Raw genomic sequence first — 21062 nt, forward strand, 5'->3', positions numbered from 1 at the left:
AAAGCCCCAGTTAAAAATAACCACAAAGTTTAACGGAAATAAAAAAGCCTTGGCGTTTCCAAGGCTTTTTTTTATCTAAGCGGTTACGGGTTCGCCGTACAAATCAAAATCGGCTGCTTCTGTAATTTTCACTTCGGCAAAATCGCCTGTTTTTAAATAAAATTTGGTTGCATCAATAAGCACTTCATTATCAACATCGGGTGAATCAAATTCTGTACGGCCCACAAAATAATTTCCTTCTTTACGGTCTATCACACATTTAAAGACCTGCCCAATTTTTTCTTGATTAAGTTCCCACGATATTTGCGATTGAATTTCCATAATTTCATTGGCGCGCTGTTGTTTTATATCTTCTGGTACATCATCGACTAAATTAAAAGCATGGGTATTTTCTTCGTGAGAATAAGTAAAACATCCTAAACGTTCAAAGCGCATAGCTTTTACCCAGTCTTTCAATTCTTGAAAATGTGTTTCTGTCTCGCCTGGATAACCAACAATTAGTGTGGTTCTAATAGCCATTGCTGGAACTTTTTCTCTGAATTTATGAATGAGTTCTGTTGTCTTGGCGTGAGTTGTGCCACGACGCATAGATTTTAATAAATCATCTGAAATATGCTGCAAAGGTATATCTAAATAATTACAGACTTTGGGCTCATTTTTAATTACATCTAGCACATCCATAGGAAAGCCCGTAGGAAAAGCATAATGCAATCTTATCCATTGAATGCCTTCCACTTTCACCAATTCTTTTAGTAAATCCGCTAAAGCGCGCTTTTTATAAAGATCTAAACCGTAATAAGTTAAATCTTGTGCAATTAAGATAAGTTCTTTTACGCCATTCTTAGCTAGGTTTTTAGCCTCTTGCACAAGGTTTTCTATAGGTGTTGATTTATGCTTGCCACGCATTAATGGTATGGCACAAAAGCTACACGGACGATCACAGCCTTCTGCGATTTTTAAAAAAGCATAGTTTTTTGGGGTGGTAGTTATGCGTTCCCCGATTAATTCATGTTTATAATCTGCACCCAATGCCTTGAGCAATGCCGGCAACTCGGTTGTACCAAAATATTGGTCAACATTTGGAATTTCTTTTACTAAATCTGGCTTATAACGTTCAGAAAGACAACCGGTAACAAAAACTTTATCTACCAAACCTTCTTCCTTACGTTGTACAAAATCTAGTATGGTGTTTACAGATTGTTCTTTGGCATTGTCTATAAACCCACAAGTGTTTATCACAACAACATTACCTTCTTGCTCATGAACTACTTCTTTCTTATTGGCTTTTAGTTGCCCCATAAGTACTTCCGAATCATAAAGGTTTTTGCTACAACCTAGGGTAACAACATTTATTTTATTTTTCTTTAGAGATTTTGTACGCATAGCTATTTAAAATGTGTGCAAAGGTACAATCTAAAAATTAGAAATGGGCAAATATTTACGAATTAACTTGGGTATAATAAGCTACAAAATCGGCTTCAAAATAATGGATTGCAGCCATAGCAAGCATACTTATTAAAAGAAAAGTCCAATTTATTTTGTGAGTTGTAAAAAGCCAGTAGCCCAACATAAGAATTATAAAAAATGGAAGTGCAATGAGCAGGTTTAAACCCCAATCGTATCCCTGAAAACCTGCCACAATTTTCATGATAACAAAGAATAAACAATACAGCAGTACTACCTTTGTAGTGTTTCCCTTGGCTCTCTCGGAAAATAAAGGTGGCTTTTCTTCCAAATTATCTATAAATTTTGTTTGAAAAACGAATCAACAAATTCGAATTTATTAAAGACTTGCAAGTCATCAATTCCTTCTCCTACCCCTATATATTTAACAGGGATTTTAAACTGATCGCTAATACCTATTACTACTCCACCCTTAGCTGTACCATCAAGTTTGGTTACTGCTAAACTACTCACCTCGGTGGCAGCTGTAAATTGTTTGGCTTGCTCAAAAGCGTTTTGACCTGTACTACCATCTAAAACCAGCAAAACTTCGTGTGGGGCATCTGGCACTACTTTCTGCATTACTCGCTTTATTTTGGTAAGCTCATTCATCAAGTTGATTTTGTTATGCAATCTTCCAGCGGTATCTATAATTACCACATCAGCACCTTTATTTACACCACTTTGAAGAGTGTCAAAGGCAACTGAAGCCGGGTCGCTACCCATTTTTTGTTTAACAATAGGAACTTCTACTCGATCTGCCCAAATTTGAAGTTGATCTATAGCGGCTGCCCTAAATGTATCTGCTGCACCCAGCACAACACTTTTACCCTGACTTTTAAATTGATGTGCCAATTTACCAATGGTTGTAGTTTTACCTACTCCATTTACCCCAACAACCATAATCACATAAGGTTTCTTATCGGGCAAATTAAAATTGGTTTGATCTTCTGTTTCGCTTAACAATCCGGCAATCTCTTCTCTTAATATTTGATCGAGTTCATCTGTCCCTAAATATTTATCTTTGGCAACGCGAGCTTCAATGCGATCGATTATTCGAATAGTTGTTTTCACCCCAACATCACTGCTCACTAGAACTTCTTCTAAGTTATCAAGAACCTCATCATCTACTTTTGATTTACCAGCAACGGCTTTGCTTAGTTTACCAAAAAAACTAGATTTTGATTTTTCTAAGCCTTTGTCTAAAGTCTCTTTTTTTTCTTTAGAAAATATCTTTTTAAAAAAATTCATGACAGAATTATTAGAAGTGTAATTTTAAAAACTCAAAGTTAGCTTTTTTATTCAATGAAATCCAAAATAATGCTAAAATATACGCGTTACTTAAATTAAAAAAACCGTCTTGTAATAACAAGACGGTTTATATACTGTGTTAAGTTATTCTTATTTCTTAAGATAATCTTTCACTTGTTCTGGCGCCATAATTGCCTCAACAAAAGTGTACGCTCCTGTTTTTGGAGACTTAACCATTTTTATAGCTTTGGTAAGTCTTTTTGATCCTGTTTGTAACGATGCTACCGATTTCTTTGCCATAACTTATTACTTTATTTCTTTATGAACCGTCATTTTATTTAAAATAGGGTTAAATTTCTTTAACTCCATTCTATCCGGCGTGTTTTTTTTATTTTTAGTTGTGATATATCTAGATGTACCTGGCTTACCAGTTGCTTTATGCTCTGTACATTCAAGAATTACTTGTACTCTATTTCCTTTCTTTGCCATTGCTCTATGATTTTAAAGATTCAAGATTACTTGGTTAAGAAACCTTTTTCTCTAGCTTCTTTAATGACAGCAGAGATTCCTCTTTTGTTAATATTTTTTAATGCAGAAGTAGACACTTTCAAAGTAACCCACTTATCCTCTTCTGGGATGTAAAAACGTTTTTTAACCAAATTGGCTTTAAATTTACGTTTTGTTTTATTCATAGCGTGAGAAACGTTATTTCCTACCATCGCTTTCTTTCCCGTAAGTTCACAAACTCTTGACATGTTTTCTAATCTTTATCGCGTTATTCAAAACAGATTGCAAATTAACAACATTATCTCGAAACAAACAACAATTTCAAAGATTTAATTCCAATTTTCTTCTAATAATATTTGTTGGGCCTTAACCACTGCCTTTTCAATAATCTTTTCTCTATTTTTTTTCCAAAGAAAACTAAATACTTTTTCTACTCCAGGTGCAACTAAGGCAATATAAACTTGGCCGATATCAGCTTGACTATCTCCTTTGGTTGGCCCTGCATTTCCTGTAGTAGCCAAAGCAACATCAGCACCTGTTTGCTGTTTTACTTTTTTAGCCATTTCTAAGGTCACCTCTTTACTAACTACGGAGTACTTTTGAATTATCGACTCTTCTATCTTGAGTAAGTCTATTTTCATTTGGGTAGCATAGGTTACCAAACCCGCTAGAAAGTAAGAACTAGCGCCCGGCACATTTACTAAGCTTGAGGCTATTTGACCACCTGTACAGCTTTCTGCAAGCGCCAAATGCTGATTTTTCAGATTGAACTTACGCGCTATTTCTTCTTCGATACTAGTCTCTCCTTCAAATCCTTTTATATTTCCGCCAATATAGCTTTTTAAATTTTTAAATGCCTCCTCTAGTGCTTGTTCTAAAATTTCTTTATTTCCTCCTCTAGCACTTAATCGCAAGCGAACTTTCCCTAAACTTGGCAGGTAAGCTAATTTTATAAAAGAAGGTAAATTGTTTTCCCAATCTTCAATTAGTTTGGCTAATGTACTCTCGCCTACCCCATAAGTCAAGGCTGTCTTATGTATAACATAAGGGCGTTCAAAAGTTTTAGCCAATCGAGGCAAAGCTTCCTTGGTGAAAATATTTTTCATTTCATATGGTACCCCAGGCATTGAAATGTATACTTTCCCATTTTCAAAAAACCACATTCCTGGTGCCGTACCAAATTCATTTTTTAAAGCAATTGCCTTCGACGGAATATAAGCTTGATCTCGGTTAAGTTTTGAAATTGAGGAGGTTTCAATGTATTTATCAAACAACTCTTCAATATGGTTAAGTACGTCCTGGTTTAACACCAAATCGTCTTCGAAATAAGTGCAAAGTGTTGCTTTGGTTTTATCATCTTTAGTTGGCCCTAATCCTCCGGTGATAATGATTACCTGGTTGTATGCTTCAGCTTTTTTTAAGGCGTTAAAGATATGTGTAGGATGATCTTGAATAGAGGTGATTTGGGTTACTTCAATACCAATTTTATTAAGTTCTTGAGCTAAGAAAGCCGAGTTGGTATCTATGATTTGTCCTATAAGAATTTCGTCTCCTATAGTTATAATCTCTGCATTCATAAATATTATGCTATCTCTTTATGAAGTGCATCGGTAGCCATTAAAACTGTATCTTTCACTCTTCTTGCAATGGCCAAAATTTCATCTTCTCTATAAGATTCTTGCTCTTTACCCCATCCTTCAAGTTGTTTAATTTCATGGCTTAACCCTAAACCAAACAATTGAAGATTAGGTTTTACTTTATGAGCAATCGCATAAACCATGGGTTTATTTTCATTTTGAACGGCTTCATAAAGTTGGGTAATATCAATAGGGACTTCCTCTAGAAAGGCGTTTACAATTTCTTTAATAAAATCGCTATCTCCAGCGGCCATCTCCCGCACATCATCTAAATTATATAATTTCATGTTACTTGATATTTACCTTAAAAAGGGATGTTTTTTCTAGGAATCCTTCGAGGATATCTCCTGGATTTACCTTACCAACCCCCGCAGGAGTTCCTGTAAAAATAATATCTCCTATTTTCAAAGTAAAATAACTCGATATATATTCGATTAACTCATCTATTTTATAGAGCATCTGTGCTGAATTTCCAGCCTGAACCGTTTTATCATTCTTTTTTAAACTGAATGATATTTGATTAAGATTTGTAATTTTATCTTTATGAATCCACTTTTCTGCAATTACAGCTGAGCCATCAAAAGCTTTTGCTTTTTCCCAAGGCAAACCTTCTTGTTTTAGCTTTTTTTGTAAATCTCTAGCAGTAAAATCTATGCCTAGACCTATTTCATCATAATACTTATGTGCAAATTTTTTTTGAATGTGTTTACCTACTTTTTTAATTTTTACCAAAAGTTCAACTTCATGATGAATTTCATCAGAAAAGTCGGGTATAAAAAAAGCCTGCTTTTTAAGCAAAATTGCAGAGTCTGGCTTTAAAAACAATACAGGAGCGTCTGGTTTTTGATTCTCCAATTCTTCAATGTGATCCGTATAATTTCTGCCTACACAAATAATTTTCATATTTAATTAAGCTTTTGGGTCAATTTACGCAATTTAATGGCGGTAAGAATTTTCTTGGTATATAACGGGAAATCGGCATTTTGAATCCATCCATAATATCCTGGTTCCTTCTCAAAAACCTCTTCTACCTTTTTACCTTTATGCTTACCGAATGCAAAAACCTCCTCTTGTTTTTTATTATAGGCTATAAACCCGGCAAAGTCTACAAATTTTTTATGTGCACTAAAATTAGCTAACCACTCGGTGTTATTCTCTAAATCTGGGTAACGCTCTAATTGAGATTCTAGCACTTCAAAAGTTGCTAAGGTATCAGCCTCTGCACTATGAGCATCAATAAGTTCTTTATTGCAATAAAATTTATAGGCTGCTTCTAAAGTTCGTTTCTCCTTTTTATGGAAAATGGTTTGAACGTCTATCGCTAATGAATTTTTAATATCAAAATCCACTCCTGCTCGCAAAAACTCTTCAGCTAATAAAGGTATGTCAAATCGATTGCTATTATAACCACCTAAATCACAACCTCTAATCATTTCATATAAAGCTTTAGCTCTTTCTTTAAAGGTAGGCTCATTAACTACATCCTCGTCAGAAATACCATGAATCTTAGTAACTTCTGCAGGAATTGGCATTTCTGGATTAACACGCCAACAAATACTTTCTTTATTAGAATTGGGATAAACCTTTAAAACTGCAATTTCTACAATTCTATCTTTTGCTATTTGCGTTCCTGTAGTTTCTAAATCAAAAAAGCAAATGGGTTTTGTTAACCTTAAATTCATAGTCTAGTGTTTATTTTCAAAAATAACAATATTAAAAAGAAAAGTGCTATTAATGGGTTTAATTACTTCTATAATTTATTCATTAAAGCAAAAAAACCGTTTGCTCTGGCAAACGGTTTTTTTTATAATATTAATTAAATTTATATACCTCTATTTTCATCAAAACCCTCTAGGTATTGCGCAACCCGCTGCACAAATTGCCCACCTAAAGCTCCATTTACTACGCGGTGGTCATAGCTATGCGACAGGAACATCTTATAGCGAATACCTATAAAGTCGCCTTCTGGAGTTTCAACAACAGCAGGCACTTTACGGATTGCTCCTAAGGCCAAAATAGCAACTTGAGGTTGGTTGATAATTGGCGTTCCCATAATGCTTCCAAAGGTACCCACATTGGTAACGGTGTAGGTTCCGCCCTGGGTGTCGTCTGGTTTTAATTTACCCGCCCTTGCACGGTTGGCCAAGTCGTTTACAGCTTTGGCCATACCAACTAAGTTCAATTGATCAGCATGTTTGATCACTGGTACAATAAGGTTACCATCTGGTAAAGCGGCAGCCATACCTAGGTTAATATTTTTTCTTTTGATAATTTTATCTCCATCTACAGAAATATTAATTAACGGAAAATCTTTAATTGCCTTTGCTACTGCTTCCATAAAGATTGGGGTAAAAGTTAGCTTCTCACCCTCACGCTGCTGAAAAGCGTCTTTATTTTTCTTACGCCAATTCCAAATCTTAGTCACATCTACTTCGATAAATGATTGTACGTGAGCAGAGGTTTGTACGCTTTGGACCATATGGTGGGCAATCATTTTACCCATTCTAGTCATTTCAACAATCTCATCACCGTCTTGACTTGGAACAGGAACGCTGGTCTTTGGTGCAGAAGTTTGGGCAACACTATTCTGTTTTGAAGATGTAGCTGCCGGTGCAGACACGGCACTCGATCTATTCTCGATATAAGCTAATATGTCATTTTTTGTAACACGCCCTTCTAATCCGGAGCCTTCAATTTTATCTAATTCGGCAACACTTATTCCTTCTTTTTGAGCAATGCTTTTTACCAAAGGAGAATAAAATTTATCACTCTCGGCAAAGTCGGTCGCCAATGAATCTTGAACTTGTTTAATTTGTTCTTGAACCTGTTTACTCTCAGATGAACCTTCTGATTGGTTATTCTCTGGTGAAGACGGAGCTTCATCGGCTACATCGGCATCGGTCTCTATAATTGCAATGGTTTGCCCGACTTGAACAACATCATCTACATCAAACAATTTTTCTACAATTGTACCTTCTACTTCACTAGGCACCTCACTATCTACTTTATCTGTTGCGATTTCTAAAACTGCTTCATCTTCTTCTATCTTATCGCCTACTTCTTTTAGCCAATTGGTAATGGTTGCCTCTGCAACGCTTTCTCCCATTTTCGGAAGTTTTAGTTCAAATTTTGCCATATCTTTTTTCTAAAGATGATTTTGTTATTAATGGTTGCGAATTTACTCAAAATAAGTCTATATGAATAATTGTTTTTCAAAATTTTATAATTTCACCCTGAGTGAAACTCGAATCGCTTCCTAGTGCAAAATTAAAATTTGAAGGGATTAGCCTAAAACGGTTTTGTTTAGCTTTTTGTTTTTGGATTATATAAATAATTTCTTCATAAGCCAATGCTTTTGCTTCTACTATTATAAGGCTAGCATAAAAATCTTTCTTTAAAATCAATTTTTTATCGGCTAGGTGCAGTGGTAAATCCACTTGTTTTAATATAGCTCGATTGTGTTCTGGCTCGGTTTCTATGCAGAGTATCTGTTTTAGGTTTTGAGGCTTGTTTCTTTGTTGTGTTTTCAAAGCATAAAGACCCTCAAGTAGTTTTAAGCCAGGTTTTATCAAGCCTAAATTTTTTTCTTTAAAATGCTTTTTATAAAACAAATGCATCGCCCCAAAAAAACGCTCCCTATATTTTTCATCTTTTACAGTGCTTTCTCCCTTAAAGTGAATTACGCGCTCACTACCTAAATAATAATTTTGATAGCCCTTCTTTAAAAACTTATAGCTCAAATCAATATCTTCTCCATACATAAAATAATCTTCATCAAGTCCTCCCACTTCCCAATACCGATCTTTTCTCATGAGCATAAAAGCACCTACCAAAACCTGCACTTTTCCGTTTTTGGCAAAATGCAACGGATGATAATAATTCTTGTCATAACCCATCATCTTTTCGAGCGCCACGCGTGGCGTGGGCACTTGTCGTTTACTTTCTTTTAAGTATTCTCCCGTCCCGCTAATTAAACGCACTCCTAGTGCTCCTAAATCTTCATTCTTTTCAGCATAAGCTAAAGCATTTACAAAACAATTTTCTCCCACCACCGTGTCTGGATTTAATAAGCAGATATAAGTACCCTTTGCTTGTTTAATTCCTAAATTATTGCCTTTGCTAAATCCCGAATTGTCGCTATTCTCAATACAAATTACACTTGGAAAATACCGCTTTACCCAAGCCTCACTTTCGTCTTGTGAATTATTGTCAACAACAATAATTTCTGCATCGAGGTTTTTAATGGCTCTTTCTACACTATCTAGGCACAGCATTAAATGGTAAGGCACCTTATAGTTTAAAATAACTACAGAAAGTTTCATTTACACTTAGTTTTTAAGAGAGTTTTCAAAAGGGATACGGTGTAAAATACTTCTTCCCAGTGTAATTTCATCGGCATATTCTAATTCGTCTCCTACGCCAATTCCTCTGGCAATTGTAGAGGTTTTTACCGATTCATTTTCGAGTTGTTTATAGATATAAAAATTGGTAGTATCGCCTTCCATTGTACTTGAAAGCGCAAAAATAACTTCCTCTACCGTACCGTTTTTTACCTTTTGCACTAAAGAAGATATGTTTAATTGGCCAGGACCAATACCTTCAATGGGATTTATTTTTCCGCCTAAAACATGGTAAACACCTTGATACTGACTGGTATTTTCAATAGCCATCACATCGCGAACATCTTCGACAACACAAACGGTCGATTTATCTCTTTTAACATTAGCACAAATCGAACAGATTTTTGTGTCACTCACCATATGGCAATTTTCACAAAATACAATTCGTGTTTTTAAATCTAACAAGGCTTTAGACAAGTGCACAGTTTGCTCCTCGGGTTGCTTTAACAAGTGAAGTGCTAATCGTAACGCTGTTCGCTTCCCTATTCCTGGCAACAAAGCTATTTCTTCAACAGCTTTCTCTAGTAACTTTGATGAAAAATCCATAGGTCAAAAATACAATTTATTTTTATTGTTATTTGCCAATAATCCGCTTTAAGCGAAGTAAAATGAATAATTAATTTAAACAACAGCTTTGTAATTTGCAGAAAAAACTAAGTTTGTAAGAAAAAACATGCAGCCAACCACCATTTTGTTTTTAATTCTAGCCTATTTTGGGGTGCTAATTTTAATTTCCTATCTCACAGGTAAAGATGATAGTAACGAAATCTTTTTTAAAGCAAAGGGTCAATCTCCTTGGTATGTTGTAGCCTTTGGTATGATTGGGGCTTCACTTTCTGGAGTAACTTTTATATCTGTGCCTGGGTGGGTTAAAGATGCCCAGTTTAGTTATTTACAGGTAGTAATGGGCTATTTATTTGGTTACTTTGTTATTGTATATATTCTCTTACCTATTTACTACCGGCTCAATGTCACTTCTATTTATGAGTATTTATCTCAACGATTTGGAGTAGTTAGCTACAAAACCGGAGCGTTTTTTTTCTTTATTTCTCGCGTTTTAGGTGCCGCTTTTAGACTTTTTTTGGTAGCCACGGTCTTGCAATATTTCATTTTCGAAAAATGGGGGGTTCCTTTTATATTCACTGTTTCTTTATCTATTGCGTTTATTTGGATATATACCGCTCGAGGCGGAATAAAAACAATTGTTTATACCGATACGCTGCAAACCTTATTTATGTTATTAGCTGTGGGTATTGCAATTTTTACAATAACCTATGAAATGAATTGGACTTTAACCGATTTATTCTCTTCTACACAGCTAAAGAGCTATTCTAAAACTTTCTTTTTTGACAGTTGGCTAGAGCGAAATTATTTTTGGAAATCATTTTTAGGAGGTATGTTTATTACCATTTGCATGACAGGATTAGACCAAGACATGATGCAGAAAAACCTGACTTGCAAAAGCCTTAAAGACGCTCAGAAAAACATGTTGTCTTACAGTTTAGTATTTGTTCCTATTAATATTTTGTTCCTCTTACTTGGAGCGCTTTTATTTATGTATGCTGAACAAAATGGTATTGGTGTACCTCTTCTAGATGGGAAAGAAAAAACAGATTTACTTTTTCCTGAAATTGCGCTCAACGGCGATTTAGGACTAGGTTTAGGAATCGTTTTTATATTAGGTTTAATTGCAGCAGCCTACTCGAGTGCAGATAGCGCGTTAACTTCCTTAACCACAAGTTTCTGTGTAGATTTTCTCGATATAAAGAAAAAACAGGCAATGCAGCAAAAAAAATTGAGAAAAAAAGTACACCTATTCATCAGCCTACTACTCATTTTAGTTATTGTAGCCTTTAAATATTTGCTAGATTCTAGTGTAATTGATCTTTTGCTTAAAGCGGCTTCCTATACCTACGGCCCCTTATTAGGGTTATTTACATTTGGAATTTTTACTAAGCATCAAGTAAAAGATAAATGGGTGGCGATTGTGGCGGTACTTGCGGTTATTACCACCTATACCATTGGCAGCATTCCTGCCGAACTTTTAGGTGGATATCATTTTAATTATGAATTGTTGATCGTAAATGGTTTGCTCACTTTTATTGGCTTAATATTGATTCGTCGCAAGTAAAACCAAAGTACAAGCTACCTCTACTTCGATTTTATTATCCCGTAATAATCGATAAAAATCTGGATTTTCTGTCCCTGGATTAAACAAAACACGTTTTGGATTTAAATCTAGAATATAGTCATAATAGGCGGGTTGACGTTTTGGGTTGATATATAAAGTAACTGTATTTATACCTTCAAAATTTTGTGGCTCCGTTTCTATCGTTACATCGGCAACATTACCGGCACGCAAACCAATAGCGCAGGTGGGAACTTGTGCTTTTCTTAAAGCTATTATTGCTTTGTTTGAATACCTAGTTTCTTTTAATGAAGCTCCTAGTACTAAAGTTTTTTTTTGATCTTTCATGATTTATTTTTTTTAAAATTCAGGTCATTGACTTGGTTTATCTAAAACACTAGTTAAGAATTGAATTAAAATGAAGATACAAAAAGAAGCGACTCAAATTTATTTTTAAAAAATTTTGTAACATCTTTATTTAAATAAAGTCATTAAGATAGTATGCTAGAATAAATAACCTTATTAATTTAAAAGGGAAACAGATTTATTCTTTTACATAACATTAAGAGCTCATTATCAAAATGTTAAACTATACTAAAGCATGCAACTTTTTAAAATTCTATTCGTCTTATAGATAGAAGTTTGTTGGTAATTTATTTGAATTAGCCTTTAAAAAATGACCACAGTATAAAAACGCCACGAAAATCATCGTGGCGTTCCTTTTTTTTACTGAAATAAAATTTATTACCAATTTATAATGGCACTTCCCCAAGTAAATCCGCTACCAAAGGCAGCTAAAACAACCTTGTCGCCAGATTTGATTTTTCCTTCTTCCCAAGCTTCAGTTAACGCAATAGGTATAGATGCGGCTGTGGTATTCCCATATCGTTCAATGTTATTATAGACCTGATCATAACTTAATTTGAACTTTTTTTGAATAAATTGAGAAATTCTCAAATTAGCTTGATGCGGAATTAACATATCTATATCGCTAATCTCTAAACCATTATGTTGGAGTCCTTCATTTATAACCTCTGAGAAACGCTGTACGGCATTTTTAAATACGAATTGTCCATTCATATAAGGGTAGTAAGGAATATCTTCTATTTTCCCTGACTTTTGATCCTCAATTATCTCGGGTACCCAATGCATAGTACTTGGCCCTTTTAAAGCTAACTCTAACGCATGTTTTCCTTGAGAATGTAGGTGAGTAGACAGAATCCCCTCTCCTATATGGTTACTTCGCGTTAACACGGCCGCACCAGCACCATCACCAAAAATCACTGACACCCCACGACCACGTGTACTCATATCTAAACCTCCACTATGATTCTCACTTCCAATAAGCAGCACATTTTTATACATTCCAGTTTTAATAAATTGATCGGCTACTGAAAGACCATAAATAAATCCGCTACATTGATTTCGCACATCTAAAGCGGGGCAGGTATGAATGTCTAACAATTCTTGAACCTGGACTCCACAACCAGGAAAATAGTAATCTGGACTCAAAGTCGCAAAAACAATTAAATCGATGTCATCTTTACTAACATTAGCTCTTTCTAAAGCTATTTTAGCTGCTTTAACCCCCATGATTGCAGTAGAATTACCATCATCTTTTTTAATATGTCTACGTTCTTTTATTCCTGTTCGTTCTTGAATCCAAGCATCATTGGTATCCATCAATTTAGAAAGATCGTCGTTAGTGACTATATTTTCTGGGACGTATTTCCCTAGTCCAGCAATTTTAGTTTGATATAGCATGTGATGTCTTTTGATTTTTCAGGTGGCAATATACATAATATGGGCTTCGAACGAAAAAAACTTAAACGATTAAACACCAATTACACTAAAAATACTTTTCAACATCTTCATTAAATTCATAGTGCGTCCAAACCAAACCATTATTCCCTTAAGATTTTCTCATATATTTAAAAAAAAGTGCGATAGCAATAATCCAGAACAGGCTCATTAATCCGTAAAAAACATAACGTAAGAAATTTCCAGGTTCAAAAAATGCCCCTATGAATGCGGTAATAAATGCACCGGCTATAAAATAGATAGGTAAGAATCTGTTGCTTTGCATTTTATTTAAATAGGTTTTACAGAATACTTTTTTGACTTTATTCTTAAATTTAAGAAAATAAAAGCAATTAAGCTAGCTAAGTCTAGCACTATTTTATAAAAGTTAATAGTTACCTTTTTAAAAAAAATTAAAAAAGGCTACTAAACTCGAAAATTTAGTAGCCCAAACACATAACAATTAACCAAAAATTATGAAATTACAACTCTTTAAAATTATTAATTTTCACCTCCGCTTTTAAATCGTGAAGCAAATTATATAGACCAAAAAATGTTCTATTAATGTATAAGAAATGTTTACTTCCTCGGTTTCCATTCATTTTTCTTAATTCAGTGTCTTTACTATATTTTTCACTTAGGTCGGTTATTTTACTCCAAAATGTTTCATCACTAAAATCAAAGGACTCATTGTGAAAAGGCGATGTAAACAAACTCAGCATTTCATAAAATAAATTTGAAAAGAAATCTATTTCACGCTTAGTATCGGTTTCCACAATAATTTCTAATTCTTTTAGCTTTTGCAGGAAAAATTCTTTGTTATTGATATTTTCAGGAACTGCCAATTCAAAATAAGGCTTATAGAACTCCTCTGGCACTTGTTTAATGCAACCAAAATCAATAGCAATTAACTTATTTTTGGGCGTTATTAAAAAGTTACCCGGGTGCGGATCGGCGTGAACCGCTTTTAGTTCGTGCATTTGATACATGTAAAAATCCCATAATGCTTGACCAATTTGGTCGCCTTGCTCTTTTGAGAAATCTGTTTTGGTAAACTCACTTAGGTGCAAGCCTTCAACCCAATCCATAGTAATAATTTTTTCACTTGATAAATCAGGATAATATTTTGGAAACCCTAAATTCGGAATGTGCTTACAGGCTTCAGAAATTTCTATACTTTGCTTCACTTCAAGCAAATAATCTGTTTCTTCAATTAATTTACCTTCAACTTCTTTAAAATATTTATCTGAATCTTTTCCTTGTAGATTAAACATTTTCATCGCAACAGGTTTAACCATTGCTAAATCTGAACTAATACTATTGGCGACTCCCGGATATTGAATTTTCACAGCAAGTTTTTTCCCATCTTTTTGTGCCCGGTGAACCTGACCTATACTCGCAGCATTTACAGAGTTTAAATTAAATTCATCGTAGATATTTTCTGGGTAGTCGCCAAGGTATTTATGAAAAGTTTTTCGAACTAAAGGGGCAGATAATGGAGGTACACTAAATTGCGCCAACGAAAACTTCTCTACATAAGCATTTGGCAGTAAACTTTTCTCCATAGATAACATTTGTGCCACCTTTAGCGCACTACCTTTTAGGTTTTTTAAACCATTATAAATATCGGCAGCGTTATCTTCATCGAGCTCATCGCGAGTAAGATCTGGATTAAAGGCCTTTTTACTATAATGTTTTAAGTAATTTCCACCTATTTTAAAACCGGTTTTAACCAGTTCGGTAGTGCGGCCAATCTTGCCTGTAGGGATTTTATCTATTGTTTTCATAGGCTATGCCTTATGGGATTGGTAAATAAATTTTCCAAAATCAATAACTCGCTCTAATGGCGTGTTATTAAATACGTCAAATATGGTATTTACAGATTTTTCAATCGCTACATCTGTTTGTTCAAATTGTGGCGAGTTGTCATCTAGCCAAAACTTCATTAAAAATACAGTTTGTAGCCAAGCTCCTTCTGAGAAAATCGTTTTATTGTGCCTAAGTAGTTTAACTTTTTGCTCATCATTTTTATCTTCTATAAGTTCACTAGCAAATTGTTTAACCCGTTTACGCAAACCAGAAAGTTGTTCTAAATTTTTAAGAGGTGACTCATGCTCTTTTAAACTGAAAATTACATAACTTCTATTAGCTGTCAAGAGTTCAAAAAAAGTAAAAAAGAAAGTTAGCATTTTTTCCCTGTTCGAAAAATTACTGGTTTCTTCGGCTTGATTCATCAAATCTATACTCATTTGATAAAATTCTTCCCAAATACTACGTTGTAAGGCATCTAAGCTACCAAAGAATTGGTAAAAGCTCGCTTCTTCTTCACCTAAGTTTTTAGCAAATTTGTATACGCTTTTGGGTCGTTTTTCTTCCTCCAAAACATACGTCATGTAAGCTGAAATCCAATCTTTCTTTTGCAACTTTTTTACTTTGGGCTTTGCTGAATTCCTTTTTGTATTTGTATTTTTTTTTGCTGCCATAACTTATATTTTTATCAAAGATACAACTTTGTTTAATCTTTTAATCAATTAATTAAACAAAAAATCTGTTAATATTTTTACCTTAACGCTCAAATAATATGCCAGTTTGTCAGATAACTAGAATTGGTATTTTTTTTGACTTATTCGAGAAAACGATTTTAAAATTTTAAAAAATGGCAACAGGAAAAATAAATGTATCGGTAGAGAATATCTTTCCGCTTATCAAGAAATTTTTATACAGCGACCACGAAATATTCTTACGTGAGTTAATTTCAAATGCAACAGATGCAACCTTAAAACTAAAGCACCTAACGCGCATTGGCGAGACCGATGTGACTTATGGTAAACCCGTGATTGAGGTGAAAATTAACAAAGAAAACAATACCTTGCATATTATTGACGAAGGTGTGGGAATGACTAAAGATGAAGTAGAAAAATACATCAATCAAGTAGCTTTCTCTGGTGCCGAAGAATTTTTAGAAAAATATAAAGATTCGGCAAAAGATAGCGGTATTATTGGTCATTTTGGTCTGGGGTTCTATTCTGCCTTCATGGTGGCCGATAAAGTAGAAATTATCACCAAATCTTATAAAGATGAGCCCGCAGCACATTGGACTTGTGAAGGAACCACCGAGTTTACTTTAGAAGAAACCACAAAAGAAAATAGAGGTACAGAAATCATCTTACACCTTAACGAAGAAGAAAAAGAATTTTTAGAAGAGCAACGCATAGAAAACCTATTGACAAAATACAATAAGTTTATGCCTGTACCCATTAAGTTTGGTACAAAAGAGAAAACTTTACCTAAGGCAGAAGATGCACCAGAAGATGAAGAAGCAAAGACAGTTACTGTTGACAACATAATCAATAATCCAGATCCCGCTTGGACCAAGCAACCCACAGATCTTGAAGAAGAAGACTATAAAAGCTTTTACCGGGAGCTCTACCCAATGCAGTTTGAAGAACCACTATTCCACATTCATTTAAATGTAGACTATCCTTTTAACTTAACCGGTATTTTATACTTCCCTAAGCTCTCTAACGACTTGAGTATGCAAAGGGATAAAATACAGCTTTATCAAAATCAAGTTTTCGTTACAGACAATGTAGAAGGAATTGTACCCGAGTTTCTTACCATGCTTAAGGGAGTAATTGACTCACCAGACATTCCGTTAAACGTTTCGCGTTCTTACTTACAAGCCGATGGAGCAGTTAAAAAGATTTCAAGTTACATTACTAGAAAAGTAGCCGATAAATTAAAATCTCTCTTTAACCAAAATCGTGAAGATTTTGAGAAAAAATGGAATGATATTAAGGTGGTAATCGAGTATGGCATGCTATCTGAAGACAAGTTCTTTGAGAAAGCAGACAAATTTGCATTATACCCCAGTGTAGATGAAAAGTACTACACCTATGATGAATTGATAGAAAAAATCAAAGCCAATCAAACCGATAAAGACGGTAAAACCGTTGTTCTTTATGCCTCAAACAAAGATGAGCAACACAGCTATATTCAAGCAGCAAAAGAGAAAAACTACGAGGTGTTATTGTTAGACTCTCCTATTGTAGCGCATTTAATTCAAAAATTAGAAAGCAGTAAAGAAAACATCTCTTTCGTAAGGGTAGATAGCGATCACGTTGATAACTTGATTAAAAAAGAAGAGAACCAAGTTTCTAAATTATCAGACGAGGAAAAAGAAAAGCTTAAAGCGGATTTTGAAGCTATTGTTCCAAAAGAAAAGTACACTGTACAATTAGAACCTATGGATAGCAATGCGGCACCTCTAATGATCACCCAACCCGAATTTATGCGTAGGATGAAAGAAATGCAACAAACCGGTGGTGGGGGTATGTTTGGCATGGGCAATATGCCAGATATGTACAACTTGGTGGTAAATGTAAATCACCCACTTATGAGCGATTTAATAAACCAAGACAAAGAAGTGCAAGAAAAAACCATTAAGCAAGCCTTAGATTTGGCTAAACTCTCTCAGAACCTATTAAAAGGAGAAGAGCTAACCAATTTTGTGAAACGCAGTTTTGAATTGATGAAATAACAATTTCAAATTCAGTTAAAGAGCCTGGTAGTTTTCTTATTTTGGGACATTAGAAAACTACTGGGCTTTTTATTTAATATTAGATAACATAGGCCTTGCAAAAATTAGTGAAGCGTTTATCTTTGTAACATAATATAAAACTATGATAAAAATAACCCTACCCGACGGAAGCGTAAAGGAGGTCCAACAAGGAACAACAGTCTTAGAAGTGGCTAAAAGTATTAGCGAAGGTTTAGCGCGAAATGTTTTATCGGCCCAATTTAATGGGCAAACGGTTGAAACATCTACCCCATTAAACCAAGACGGCTCTTTAGTGCTTTTTACTTGGAAGGATAAAGAAGGTAAAAAGGCTTTTTGGCATAGCTCATCTCACGTTATGGCACAGGCTCTTCAGGAGCTTTTTCCAGGAGTTAAACTCACTATTGGACCGGCTATTGAAAATGGTTTTTATTACGATGTTGATTTTGGAGAACATAAAATTTCAGATGCCGATTTTCCAAAAATTGAAAAGCGAATGCTAGAAATTGCCCGTGGTAAACACGACTTTTCATTACGCGAGGTTAGCAAACAAAACGCTTTAGATTTTTATAAAAAAGAACAAAATCCGTTCAAGGTTGAATTAATAGAGAATTTAGAAGACGGTGATATCACATTTTGTGATCACGATAACTTTACGGATTTATGTCGAGGAGGGCACATACCCAATACGGGCAATATAAAAGCGGTTAAAATAATGAATGTCGCTGGAGCTTATTGGCGAGGAGACGAAAACAAGCCGCAATTAACCCGTGTATATGGTATAAGTTTTCCTAAACAAAAAGATTTAAAAGAATATTTGGCTCTTTTAGAAGAAGCTAAAAAAAGAGATCATAGAAAGTTAGGCAAAGAATTACAACTTTTTACTTTTTCTCAAAAAGTAGGACAAGGTTTACCCCTCTGGCTACCCAAAGGTGCTGCACTAAGGCAAAGGCTTGAAGATTTCTTGAAAAGAGCACAGCATAAAGCAGGCTACGAAAGCGTGGTAACACCGCACATTGGACAAAAAGAACTGTACGAAACTTCTGGGCACTATGCCAAATATGGTGAAGATAGTTTTCAACCTATCTTGACCCCACATGAAAATGAAGAGTTTTTATTAAAACCAATGAATTGTCCGCATCACTGCGAAATTTATAATGCCAGCGCCTGGAGTTATCGCGACTTGCCCAAACGATTTGCCGAATTTGGTACCGTTTACCGTTATGAACAAAGTGGCGAATTACACGGTTTAACCCGAGTAAGAGGCTTTACGCAAGATGATGCACACATATTTTGTACACCAGATCAATTAGATCAGGAGTTTAAAAATGTAATTGACCTGGTACTGTATGTATTTGGTTCTTTAGGATTTGAAGATTTCACTGCTCAGGTTTCCCTCAGAGATCCTGAGAATAAAGAAAAATACATCGGCAGCGATGAAAATTGGGAGAAGGCCGAACAGGCTATAATTAATGCTGCAAAAGAAAAAGGACTCAATTATGTTATCGAAACTGGAGAGGCTGCATTTTATGGACCAAAATTAGATTTTATGGTTAAAGATGCTTTGGGGCGCAGTTGGCAGTTAGGAACTATACAGGTTGACTATAATTTACCAGAACGTTTTGATTTAACCTACAAGGGTAGCGATAACGAAGAACACAGACCCGTAATGATTCACCGAGCTCCATTTGGAAGTATGGAACGCTTTGTAGCTATTTTATTAGAGCATACAGCAGGTAATTTCCCACTTTGGCTAATGCCTCAGCAAGCTATTATCTTGTCTCTAAGCGAGAAATATGAAAAATACACCAAAAAAGTTTTAAATTTATTAGAAAATCACGAAATTCGCAGCGCGTTAGATAACCGTAGTGAAACCATGGGTAAGAAAATTCGGGAAGCCGAAATGAACAAAATACCCTATATGCTCATTATTGGTGAACAAGAAGAGCTGAATGGCACGGTATCTGTACGTAAACACGGTGGTGATGATTTAGGAGAAATGACAATTGAAGATTTTGCTCAATTGATTTCTAAAGAGATAAATGCATCACTAAAAACATTTGAAGTTTAATTTAAAATAGATAGTCATAGCAATTCGTAGAAAAAAATCAAGAGGATCGAGGACGATCAAAGAAGATCAGCACAAAATCAATGATAAAATTCGTGCTAAAGAAGTTCGTTTAGTAGGTGATAATGTAGAGATGGGTGTATATCCTATCGAAAAAGCTTTAGCCAAAGCTGAAGAACTGGGTGTAGATTTGGTTGAAATTTCGCCAAATGCAAAACCTCCCGTTGTAAAAGCAATGGACTATAAGAAATTCCTCTACGAACAAAAGAAAAGAGAAAAAGCTTTAAAAGCAAAAGCAACCAAAGTTGTGGTTAAAGAAATTAGGTTTGGCCCTAATACCGACGACCACGATTACGAGTTTAAGAAAAATCATGCAATCGGGTTTCTTAAAGATGGTGCCAAGCTTAAAGCCTATGTTTTCTTTAAAGGTCGTTCTATTGTTTTTAAAGATCAAGGTGAAATTTTACTGCTTCGTCTAGCACAAGATCTAGAAGAATATGGTAAAGTAGAGCAAATGCCTAAATTAGAAGGGAAGCGTATGAATATGTTCATAGCGCCTAAAAAATCAAAATAAGATATTATCATTAGAGAGATAATAATTAATAAGGATATATTATGCCTAAAATGAAGACTAAATCTAGTGCTAAAAAGCGATTCAAGCTAACCGGTACTGGAAAAATTAAAAGAAAGCACGCGTTTAAAAGTCATATCTTAACCAAGAAGTCTAAAAAACGTAAGCTTAAATTAACTCATTCGACTTTAGTACATAAAGCCGATGAGGACAACATTAAATTGCAATTACGCTTAAAGTAATAGCCATTTAATTGGTTAAAACTAGTTAATAACCCTGGAGTTGGGCCCAAAAAAGAGCTATTTAAGTATAGACGCCTACTACAAAATCATTTAAAATATGCCAAGATCAGTAAACTCAGTAGCTTCAAGAGCCAGAAGAAAAAAGGTAATGAAGCAAGCAAAAGGATACTTCGGACGTCGTAAAAACGTTTGGACAGTAGCCAAAAACGCGGTTGAAAAAGCAATGTTATATGCTTATAGAGACCGTAAAGCAAAGAAAAGAACATTTAGATCATTATGGATTACTCGTATAAATGCGGGTGCTAGAATGAACGGAATGTCTTATTCTCAATTTATGGGTAAATTAAAAGCCAACGAAATCGAATTAAACCGTAAGGTTTTAGCAGATTTGGCTATGAACCACCCAGAGGCTTTTAAAGCCATTGTTGAGAAAGTAAAATAATTTGCAAAACCCTAT

24 protein-coding genes are annotated in these 21062 nt (G+C 34.8%); 6 read left to right on the forward strand and 18 right to left on the reverse strand.

The genetic code is table 11. The annotated features are described in order from the left end of the window. Nucleotides 1–75: 75 nt before the first annotated feature. The 13 genes from rimO to recR all read right to left on the reverse strand — a co-directional run bounded on the left by rimO (nucleotide 76) and on the right by recR (nucleotide 9784). Nucleotides 76–1383, reverse strand: coding sequence for a 30S ribosomal protein S12 methylthiotransferase RimO (rimO, locus tag ACFSQ0_RS06215; RefSeq protein WP_379045711.1), 1308 nt, complete (start codon nucleotides 1381–1383; stop codon nucleotides 76–78). A gap of 55 nt (nucleotides 1384–1438) precedes the next feature. Further along, nucleotides 1439–1639, reverse strand: coding sequence for a hypothetical protein (locus ACFSQ0_RS06220; protein ID WP_379045714.1), 201 nt, complete (start codon nucleotides 1637–1639; stop codon nucleotides 1439–1441). A gap of 101 nt (nucleotides 1640–1740) precedes the next feature. Then, entirely contained in the window at nucleotides 1741–2694 is a 954-nt protein-coding gene (gene ftsY / locus ACFSQ0_RS06225) for a signal recognition particle-docking protein FtsY (protein ID WP_379045717.1), read from the reverse strand. A gap of 150 nt (nucleotides 2695–2844) precedes the next feature. Then, a complete protein-coding gene (locus ACFSQ0_RS06230; protein ID WP_147860955.1) occupies nucleotides 2845–2994 on the reverse strand; it encodes a DUF4295 domain-containing protein in 150 nt (49 codons plus the stop codon). A gap of 6 nt (nucleotides 2995–3000) precedes the next feature. Beyond that, entirely contained in the window at nucleotides 3001–3183 is a 183-nt protein-coding gene (rpmG, locus tag ACFSQ0_RS06235) for a 50S ribosomal protein L33 (RefSeq protein WP_141422429.1), read from the reverse strand. A gap of 26 nt (nucleotides 3184–3209) precedes the next feature. Continuing rightward, nucleotides 3210–3449 carry a 50S ribosomal protein L28 gene (gene rpmB, locus ACFSQ0_RS06240; protein WP_147860954.1) on the reverse strand — a complete coding sequence of 80 codons (240 nt, stop codon included), beginning with the start codon at nucleotides 3447–3449 and terminating at the stop codon, nucleotides 3210–3212. Between the two features lie 81 nt (nucleotides 3450–3530). Next, nucleotides 3531–4778 carry a CinA family nicotinamide mononucleotide deamidase-related protein gene (locus ACFSQ0_RS06245; RefSeq protein ID WP_379045721.1) on the reverse strand — a complete coding sequence of 416 codons (1248 nt, stop codon included), beginning with the start codon at nucleotides 4776–4778 and terminating at the stop codon, nucleotides 3531–3533. Nucleotides 4779–4783: 5 nt separating this feature from the next. Then, nucleotides 4784–5125, reverse strand: coding sequence for an Hpt domain-containing protein (locus tag ACFSQ0_RS06250; RefSeq protein ID WP_379045724.1), 342 nt, complete (start codon nucleotides 5123–5125; stop codon nucleotides 4784–4786). A 1-nt stretch (nucleotide 5126) separates the two neighbouring features. Then, nucleotides 5127–5741, reverse strand: a complete 615-nt coding sequence (locus tag ACFSQ0_RS06255) for a fumarylacetoacetate hydrolase family protein (RefSeq protein WP_379045727.1) — start codon at nucleotides 5739–5741, stop codon at nucleotides 5127–5129. A gap of 2 nt (nucleotides 5742–5743) precedes the next feature. After that, nucleotides 5744–6520, reverse strand: a complete 777-nt coding sequence (locus ACFSQ0_RS06260) for an exonuclease domain-containing protein (protein WP_379045730.1) — start codon at nucleotides 6518–6520, stop codon at nucleotides 5744–5746. Nucleotides 6521–6660: 140 nt separating this feature from the next. Then, entirely contained in the window at nucleotides 6661–7974 is a 1314-nt protein-coding gene (locus ACFSQ0_RS06265; protein ID WP_379045733.1) for a dihydrolipoamide acetyltransferase family protein, read from the reverse strand. Nucleotides 7975–8050: 76 nt separating this feature from the next. Further along, complete coding sequence (locus ACFSQ0_RS06270) at nucleotides 8051–9160, reverse strand: glycosyltransferase family 2 protein (RefSeq protein WP_379045736.1); 1110 nt, start codon at nucleotides 9158–9160, stop codon at nucleotides 8051–8053. A 6-nt stretch (nucleotides 9161–9166) separates the two neighbouring features. After that, nucleotides 9167–9784, reverse strand: a complete 618-nt coding sequence (recR, locus tag ACFSQ0_RS06275; RefSeq protein WP_379045739.1) for a recombination mediator RecR — start codon at nucleotides 9782–9784, stop codon at nucleotides 9167–9169. 127 nt (nucleotides 9785–9911) lie between these two features. Here recR and ACFSQ0_RS06280 point away from each other — a divergent pair, with 127 nt between their 5' ends. Next, entirely contained in the window at nucleotides 9912–11369 is a 1458-nt protein-coding gene (locus ACFSQ0_RS06280) for a sodium:solute symporter (RefSeq protein ID WP_379045741.1), read from the forward strand. Here the strand turns inward: ACFSQ0_RS06280 and ACFSQ0_RS06285 are convergent. From ACFSQ0_RS06285 to ACFSQ0_RS06305, 5 genes are all read right to left on the reverse strand, one after another. Next, nucleotides 11346–11714, reverse strand: coding sequence for a CoA-binding protein (locus ACFSQ0_RS06285; RefSeq protein WP_379045744.1), 369 nt, complete (start codon nucleotides 11712–11714; stop codon nucleotides 11346–11348). The genes ACFSQ0_RS06280 and ACFSQ0_RS06285 overlap by 24 nt on opposite strands. A gap of 396 nt (nucleotides 11715–12110) precedes the next feature. Beyond that, nucleotides 12111–13130 (reverse strand): 3-oxoacyl-ACP synthase III family protein, encoded by a 1020-nt coding sequence (locus ACFSQ0_RS06290; protein ID WP_379045747.1) that lies wholly within the window; start codon nucleotides 13128–13130, stop codon nucleotides 12111–12113. Between the two features lie 148 nt (nucleotides 13131–13278). Then, nucleotides 13279–13452 (reverse strand): hypothetical protein, encoded by a 174-nt coding sequence (locus ACFSQ0_RS06295; RefSeq protein ID WP_379045750.1) that lies wholly within the window; start codon nucleotides 13450–13452, stop codon nucleotides 13279–13281. A 196-nt stretch (nucleotides 13453–13648) separates the two neighbouring features. After that, on the reverse strand, nucleotides 13649–14953 hold the full coding sequence (locus tag ACFSQ0_RS06300) for an ABC1 kinase family protein (RefSeq protein WP_379045753.1): 1305 nt from the start codon (nucleotides 14951–14953) through the stop codon (nucleotides 13649–13651). Between the two features lie 3 nt (nucleotides 14954–14956). Then, nucleotides 14957–15649, reverse strand: coding sequence for a TetR family transcriptional regulator C-terminal domain-containing protein (locus tag ACFSQ0_RS06305; RefSeq protein ID WP_379045756.1), 693 nt, complete (start codon nucleotides 15647–15649; stop codon nucleotides 14957–14959). 173 nt (nucleotides 15650–15822) lie between these two features. On the opposite strand from ACFSQ0_RS06305, the gene htpG reads away from it, so the two are divergent. From htpG to rplT, 5 genes are all read left to right on the forward strand, one after another. Continuing rightward, nucleotides 15823–17706 carry a molecular chaperone HtpG gene (gene htpG, locus ACFSQ0_RS06310; RefSeq protein ID WP_379045759.1) on the forward strand — a complete coding sequence of 628 codons (1884 nt, stop codon included), beginning with the start codon at nucleotides 15823–15825 and terminating at the stop codon, nucleotides 17704–17706. A 142-nt stretch (nucleotides 17707–17848) separates the two neighbouring features. Next, a complete protein-coding gene (thrS, locus tag ACFSQ0_RS06315; protein WP_379045762.1) occupies nucleotides 17849–19795 on the forward strand; it encodes a threonine--tRNA ligase in 1947 nt (648 codons plus the stop codon). A gap of 55 nt (nucleotides 19796–19850) precedes the next feature. Continuing rightward, nucleotides 19851–20366 (forward strand): translation initiation factor IF-3, encoded by a 516-nt coding sequence (gene infC, locus ACFSQ0_RS06320; protein ID WP_379046197.1) that lies wholly within the window; start codon nucleotides 19851–19853, stop codon nucleotides 20364–20366. Between the two features lie 41 nt (nucleotides 20367–20407). After that, nucleotides 20408–20605 carry a 50S ribosomal protein L35 gene (gene rpmI / locus ACFSQ0_RS06325; protein WP_147860938.1) on the forward strand — a complete coding sequence of 66 codons (198 nt, stop codon included), beginning with the start codon at nucleotides 20408–20410 and terminating at the stop codon, nucleotides 20603–20605. A gap of 97 nt (nucleotides 20606–20702) precedes the next feature. Continuing rightward, nucleotides 20703–21047, forward strand: coding sequence for a 50S ribosomal protein L20 (gene rplT / locus ACFSQ0_RS06330; protein WP_147860937.1), 345 nt, complete (start codon nucleotides 20703–20705; stop codon nucleotides 21045–21047). Nucleotides 21048–21062: the final 15 nt, after the last annotated feature.

The sequence above is a fragment of the Mesonia sediminis genome, from assembly GCF_042684705.1.
Taxonomy (GTDB): Bacteria; Bacteroidota; Bacteroidia; order Flavobacteriales; family Flavobacteriaceae; genus Mesonia; species Mesonia sediminis.